This window comes from Klebsiella sp. BIGb0132, assembly GCF_024810075.1.
GTDB lineage: Bacteria > Pseudomonadota > Gammaproteobacteria > Enterobacterales > Enterobacteriaceae > Klebsiella > Klebsiella terrigena.
Window position 1 is genome coordinate 48,225 of record NZ_JANUDW010000018.1, and the last position, 6,466, is coordinate 54,690.

5 protein-coding genes and 1 pseudogene are annotated in these 6,466 nt (G+C 56.4%); 2 read left to right on the top strand and 4 right to left on the bottom strand.

Translation table 11 applies throughout. The features are described from left to right. Positions 1-381 precede the first annotated feature (381 nt). Together M2416_RS26225 and M2416_RS26230 are read left to right on the top strand one after the other, a co-directional pair. Positions 382-1,236 (top strand): PA4780 family RIO1-like protein kinase, encoded by an 855-nt coding sequence (locus tag M2416_RS26225; protein WP_259227556.1) that lies wholly within the window; start codon positions 382-384, stop codon positions 1,234-1,236. 504 nt (positions 1,237-1,740) lie between these two features. Then, positions 1,741-2,649 carry a sugar phosphate isomerase/epimerase family protein gene (locus tag M2416_RS26230; RefSeq protein ID WP_259227557.1) on the top strand — a complete coding sequence of 303 codons (909 nt, stop codon included), beginning with the start codon at positions 1,741-1,743 and terminating at the stop codon, positions 2,647-2,649. Between the two features lie 93 nt (positions 2,650-2,742). On the opposite strand, the gene M2416_RS26235 is transcribed toward M2416_RS26230, so the two are convergent. The 4 genes and pseudogenes from M2416_RS26235 to M2416_RS27025 all read right to left on the bottom strand — a co-directional run. Next, on the bottom strand, positions 2,743-3,678 hold the full coding sequence (locus tag M2416_RS26235) for a 2-hydroxyacid dehydrogenase (protein WP_076948153.1): 936 nt from the start codon (positions 3,676-3,678) through the stop codon (positions 2,743-2,745). 50 nt (positions 3,679-3,728) lie between these two features. Then, positions 3,729-5,051: an MFS transporter gene (locus M2416_RS26240; protein ID WP_195710530.1), complete on the bottom strand. Its 1,323-nt coding sequence runs from the start codon at positions 5,049-5,051 to the stop codon at positions 3,729-3,731. Positions 5,052-5,406: 355 nt separating this feature from the next. Then, positions 5,407-6,258, bottom strand: coding sequence for a sugar phosphate isomerase/epimerase family protein (locus M2416_RS26245; protein WP_259227558.1), 852 nt, complete (start codon positions 6,256-6,258; stop codon positions 5,407-5,409). A 107-nt stretch (positions 6,259-6,365) separates the two neighbouring features. After that, positions 6,366-6,466: pseudogene (locus M2416_RS27025) on the bottom strand (transketolase-like TK C-terminal-containing protein); the annotation flags it as partial.

Consider the following 6,466-nt stretch of genomic DNA (forward strand, 5'->3'; position numbering starts at 1 on the left):
GTGCAAGAATAATTGTTGCACTTTATGTGCTATTCGCGAGAGTGAAGTATGACCATTTGTTAAGGTCCGTTGTTTTTTCTGGATTTACCGCAACCGCCTGGCGCCTTCAGGGCCGTTTCGCTGCCCCGGCCCGCACTAAATCCGCCATCGGAGAGGGCCGGCGGCATTAGATGAAACCCTAAGAGCCCCACCGCGTATGCCCTGCGGCCATTTTGTACCTGCATTCCTGCGGGACAATTTCTCTGATTCCAGTTAACCTTGTGACCGATTGCAGAAAACATCGCACTTACTGAGCAATGTCATGATTTTGACCCGGATGGAACACGATGACTGTCCCGTATTATCAGTACGAAAAGTGTCTGAAATAAGGTATAAAGCCGCATGAAAATCCCAAACAGAATCCAACCTCTGGTCGATGACGGCCTGATAGACGAAGTGCTTCAGCGGCTGAAAAGCGGTAAAGAAGCCGACGTTTACACTGTTTTATGCGGTGATAAGATCCAGTGCGCCAAAGTGTACAAAGAGGCGGCACAGCGCAGCTTTAAGCAGGCCGTGCAGTACCAGGAAGGGCGTAAGGTCCGCAATTCGCGTAATAACCGCGCGATGCAAAAGGGCTCAAAGTTCGGCCGCAAGCAGCAGGAGGAGACATGGCAAATGGCCGAGGTCGACGCCCTGTTCCGCCTGGCTAACGCCGGGGTTCGCGTACCTCAGCCCTATATCTGCATTGACGGCGTATTATTGATGGAGCTTATCACTGACGCCGAGGGCGCGGTGGCCCCGCGCCTGAGCGATGTCGCCCTGACGGAAGAGGAAGCCGTTGCCGACTTCGCGACCATGATCCGCAATATCGTGCGCATGCTGTGCGCCGGTCTTGTTCACGGTGATTTGTCGGAGTTCAACGTCCTGCTCGATGCGCAAGGGCCGGTGATTATCGACCTGCCGCAGGCGGTAGATGCCGCGGCAAACAACCACGCGCAGTCCATGTTCGAACGCGACGTGAATAACATCACCGCCTACTACGGCCAGTTTGCCCCGCAGCTCTTAAAAACGCGCTATGCGAAAGAGATCTGGATGCTGTATGAAGACGGGAAATTAACTCCGGAAACGCCGCTAACCGGCCTCTTTGTTGAAGAGGTCCACGCGGTCGATATGGACTCGCTGCTGGATGAAATCATCGCCGCGGAAGATGAGTTCTACGACCGCCAGCGCGCCGCCAAAGAACGCGACGACGAATAGTTGTCGGCCTTTGCGCTGCCGCACGGCAGCCCAGGCTAAGGGGCAGACAGACGCTTAGCCGCGCATCTCCTCGCAGACGGGCCCGGCAACAGGGTCCGTCTGGCCCTACAGCGCCAGCGGCAATCCACCCGCCGCAAAATCCCTGACCACACCGCAGCTTAAACACCGCCCCTAAGATACGCCTTCCCTTTCCGCTCCCTGCATACTTTTGAACAGCATAGTAACGCCTGAATGCTGCTTATCTCGCCGAACCGCGCCGCCAACGCGCCTGCCTGGCCCATGATTACGAAATCATTATCCTCATTATAATCAATAGCAACATGCGCATAAGCGGCGTTTAAAGCAAAGTGCGATCGGCGTCAAGGTTATGACATTACGCCTGTTCTATGTTTGTTCATATGTTCAGATATCATTAAAATGTTCACAGCCAATAAAGCGCTTCCTGCACCTGGCGTAACCGCTTAGCACACACCTTAACCCCCCGCTCTTTGAGGAGGCAGTGATATGACAGCAACGACCGAATTGTATCCTTCGGCGCACATCGCCGAACTTTTTTTCCCGCTGGCCGGCGATGAAAACGCCGTTTTACAGGTCATCCACAAAATCGCCGACATCGGCTATTACCGGGGATTTGAAACCGGCATTATCCACCGCCCGGAGATAGCGGCGAACATCCGCGATCTCGCCGAACGGCAGCGCCTGAACGTCACCCAGTGGCTGACCTTCGAACTGCTCAAGGACCAGCTCAACCTCAGCAGCCTCGACCCGGAGCTGCGGGAGAAATCCATCCGTCGCGCCTGCGAGCTGGTGCACCTGGCGGCCGAATGCGGCACCAGCAAGCTGTCGCTGGTGAGCGGCGGCGATCCCGGCGACGCGCGCCGGGAAGAGGCTAAAAAGGGGTTTGGCGAAGCGCTGGTACGCATTGGCGAAGTCGTTGGCCAGTATGACAACATGCTTTTACAGGTGGAGCCGCTCGACCGTTTCGCGCATAAATGTCAGCTGATTGGCCCAACGGACGAAACCGTGGAGTGGATGAAAGCGCTGCGCCCTGACTGCCCGAAGCTCTATCTCGCCTGGGACAGCGCCCACGTCTCGCTGAATCAGGAAGATCTGGCGGAATCACTGACGCTCGCCGCGCCGCTGATTTCGCAGCTGCATCTGGCGAACGCCATCCTCGACCCGCAGGCCGAGGGCTACGGTGATTATCATATGAAGTTTGGCGAACCGGGTTTTCTCACCACCGCGTCAGCGGCGCACATCATCCGAACCGCAATGAGCCTTGCGCTGCCGAAGGAGCTCGGCCCCATCTCCCTTGCCGTCGAAATGCGCACCACCGAGCAGGACGACCTGTGGGATAACGAGCGCCAGTGCCGCGAGTTTCTGCAGAGCGCCTGGCGCGAGGCGCAGCGCTGATAGCGACGCCTGAATAGCAACACCTGAATAGCAAAGGGGCCATAAAGGCCCCTTTTTATTAACCCCATTGCGCCCGTAGGCATTACGCTGACGTCACGCCAATGAGACCGGCGTCAGCAGCGGCTTGCCGGCATAAAACGCCGTAATATTATCGATGACCAGCTGCGCCATCGCCGCCCGGGTGGCGCGGGTGGCGCTGCCAATATGCGGCGTCACCACCACGTCATCACGGTTCAACAGCGCCTGCGGAACCTGGGGCTCGTTGGCGAAAACGTCCAGACCCGCGCCGCCGATCGTGCCGAGGGTGAGCGCCTCCGCCAGCGCCTCCTCATCCACCACGCTGCCGCGGGCGATGTTGATTAAAATCCCCTGCGGCCCCAGCGCGGCCAGCACGTCGTGGTTAATCAGCTTCTGGCTCTCCTTCCCCGCGCTAGCGCATACCATCAGCACATCGCTATTTTTCGCCAGCGCCAGCAAATCGGGATAGTAGGTCACCTCGCTGCTTTCCACGGGATTGCGGTCAAAGCAGGCAATGCGCATCGCAAAGCCCTGCGCCCTTTTCGCGACCGCCCGGCCAATGCGGCCGAAGCCCACGATGCCCAGCCGCCCGCCGCTAACTTTGGTTGACTGCGGGTAGGTACCGGACTGCCAGTCGCCGCGCTCAATAAACTTCTGCGCGCCGGTAATGCGCCTTGATACGTTCAGCATCAGGGCGATCCCAAGGTCGGCAACGTCATCGGTCAAAATATCCGGCGTATTGGTCACCTGGACGCCTTTTTGCGCAGCGGCGCGAATATCCACGCCGTCATAGCCAACGCCAAATACGGCGATTAGTTTTAATTGTGGCAATTGATTAATCAGCGCGGCCGCAACCTTCGACTCCCCACTGGCTAATATTACCTGGACTTCCCCGGCAATGGCATGCAATTGTTCAGCGGACAATTTACCGTATTCATACAACGTGTGGGCGAGCGCTAACTCATCCGCTAACACCTGCGGTACTTTATCCACTCGTAATATAACTGACATATCAGCATCCTGTATTTAATAGTGATCCGGCCACATAACCCTGCGGCTATTTATTTCTGGTACGAAAGCTGGCCGTTTTTCAGCGGTAATTTATTGAAGTTAATGCACAGCGTTCCGACGGTGTAGAACCCGGCACAGACGGCGAAATAGACCAGCACGCTTTCAAAGCTCCCGGTGGCCTGTAAAATAACGCCCACCAGAATCGGCACCAGAATCCCGGCGCAGCTGTTAGCCATATTCATCAGCCCGCCAACCAGACCTACGCGGTCTTTCGGCGCCAGAATGGCCGGGAAGCTCCAGTAGAGGCTGCCGAACATCATGAAGAAGGCGGCGACGGAGAGCAGGCCAACGGCGAGGTCCGGATCGGTCACCGTCGACAGCGCATACAGCACGCTCAGCCCGACGATACCGGAGATAGAGAGCAGGCTTTTCAGCGAGACGTTATGGCTGACGCCTTTTTTCACCAGGAAGTCGACGAAGAAGCCGCTAAACAGGCATCCCAGCGTCCCCATGATAAAGATGATAAACGTCGAGTTACCGATAGAGGCCAGCTGCAGACCCTGCGCCTGCGCCAGATAGCTCGGTCCCCAGGTCAGCAGTCCCCAGTACACCATGCCCCAGGAGGCGCGGCCAATCATGATCGCCGCCATCGTAAACCAGCTGATCCCCAGCCCCTTGGTCGGCGCGGTACTCTCCTCACCGGTCGCGCTGCTGACGTTGCCGGCGGCAATATACGCCACCTCCTGCGGGTCTACTTTCGGGTGTTCTGTCGGGCGGTCGCGCAGAATTCGCCATGCCACAAAACCCAGCAGCATGGTGAAGAGGCCGACCACCACGAAGGTGACGCGCCATGAGTCCAGCAGCACGATTAAATGGGCCACGATAATCCCGCCGATCGCCACGCCAAGCGGGCTGCCGGAGTCCATGATAACCGCCCCGCGGCCCCTTTCTGATTGCGTCAGCCAGGTTGAACTCAGCTTCGCGCCGCTGGGTGAAACCGGCGCTTCCATGACCCCTAAACCGATACGGGAAAGGATCAGGCTAATCCCGCCGCTCGCCAGGCCGATAATGGCCTGGAAGAACCCCCAGCCAAACAGCGCGCCGGTGATCACTTTACGCGGTCCGTAGCGGTCGAGCAGCCAGCCACCCGGCACCTGCAGCAGAGCATAGGACCAGAAGAAGCTGCTAAGAATCAAACCCTGAGTGGTGGGTGAAAGATCGAACTCTTCTTTTATATACGGCATCCCGATCGATAAAGTAATACGATCCATCAGGTTAACGGCTAATAAGAAGAACATCGTAGCAAAGATAACCCAGCGGTAGTTAGTGGGCTTCTTTGTATTTGGTAATGGAGTGAGTGTAGAGTCAGACATAATTAACCTTCGATTTTAAAAGTCGTTAAAAAAATAAAACGAAATTAATCTATGAGCGTTAAGTACCCGGTGAACATTAGTTACTCTTTTTTCTTAATGTGAACAAAAGAGCGATTGATGAACTTATGTTACAGACATAACAACATATACGTCAGAAACCGTGTGCGACCTTAATCACAGAACATGGAAATATGCTTATAATCATTTTTACAATCCCTGATAAAAATACCGACCATGACGTTAAGTTCATTCTCATCGATAAATAAGAATAAACTGTGGAGTTAAAAATAAAATAAATTGCGCCGGCGGCTTATGCCCCTTACCTGGAATTTCAGCGGCGGCGCATTTTTATTTATCAGGCGCCGACAGGGTAGCCCAACCATTTTTCCAGCATCTGCCGGGACTGGATCAGCACCTCGAGGCTATACGCCGGGTCGATAGGTGAATCCCCCCGCAGCGGATAGCTGTCGCGCTGGCGATGCATGCGCAGCGGAATCTCCAGGCTACAGGGAATGGCGCGCGCCTCCAGCTCTTTCAGCATTGGCACATAGTTCAGCTGGCCGTAGCCCATCGGCGTGAAGTGCACCTCCCCGTCGCGGACCTGCAGATCCTTCAGGTGGCAGTGCTGAGCCCCCGGCAGCATGGCGATCGCCGCCGCAACCGGATCGACGTCCGGGCACAGCGAAACAATATTGCCGGCATCAACGTTGAAGGCCACCGCCGGACTATCGATAGCCTCCAGCAGCGCAAAGCCGTCGTCGGCCAGGCGGAAGACGTCATAATTCGGATCGCCGCCGTTTTCCAGACAGATCGTGCAGCCGTGCTCGGTGGCAACCGCCGCCAGCTCGCGCAGGTTATCGATAATACGCGCGCGATCGGCGCTTCTGCCGACGCAGACGTTGATCCATTTTGCGCCAATCATGCTGGCAAAGCGGATGCGCTGGCTGAACTGCTCCACGGCATCCGCGGCGCCCATATTCATCGTCGCCCCCAGCGCATACGTGCCCAGCTGGTGTTTTTCCAGCAGCTCGCGAATATGCGCCGCGTTTTCCGCGCCAAAGAGCTCGGGCGGCATATCGCCCACGTAGCCCTGGTTATAGGCCAGCTCAACGTAATGAAACCCGGCTTTTTTAATGGTGCTAAAGGCGACGTCGGTATCAAGGCCGTCGAACATCGCGGTATTTACGCCAATCACAAGTTTACTCATGACGATCCCTTCCTTTATGTTGCAGAGCTGCCAGCGTTGTTGTTGCCAGAATAGCCGATAAGCCAGCCCCGCGTTTATCAAACACCCCGGTGATAGCAGACCCGAACCTACGCCAGCAGCGCTTTCGCCTTAGCGACCACGTTCTCAACGGTGAAGCCGAACTCTTCGAACAGCAGCTCAGCCGGCGCGGACTCGCCGAAGCTGGTCA

Bases quoted from the DNA above. Each gene is read 5' to 3' on its own strand.
- M2416_RS26240 (WP_195710530.1), bottom strand. From the start codon at position 5,051: ATGTCTGACTCTACACTCACTCCATTACCAAATACAAAGAAGCCCACT.
- M2416_RS26230 (WP_259227557.1), top strand. From the start codon at position 1,741: ATGACAGCAACGACCGAATTGTATCCTTCGGCGCACATCGCCGAACTT.
- M2416_RS26245 (WP_259227558.1), bottom strand. From the start codon at position 6,258: ATGAGTAAACTTGTGATTGGCGTAAATACCGCGATGTTCGACGGCCTT.
- M2416_RS26225 (WP_259227556.1), top strand. From the start codon at position 382: ATGAAAATCCCAAACAGAATCCAACCTCTGGTCGATGACGGCCTGATA.
- M2416_RS26235 (WP_076948153.1), bottom strand. From the start codon at position 3,678: ATGTCAGTTATATTACGAGTGGATAAAGTACCGCAGGTGTTAGCGGAT.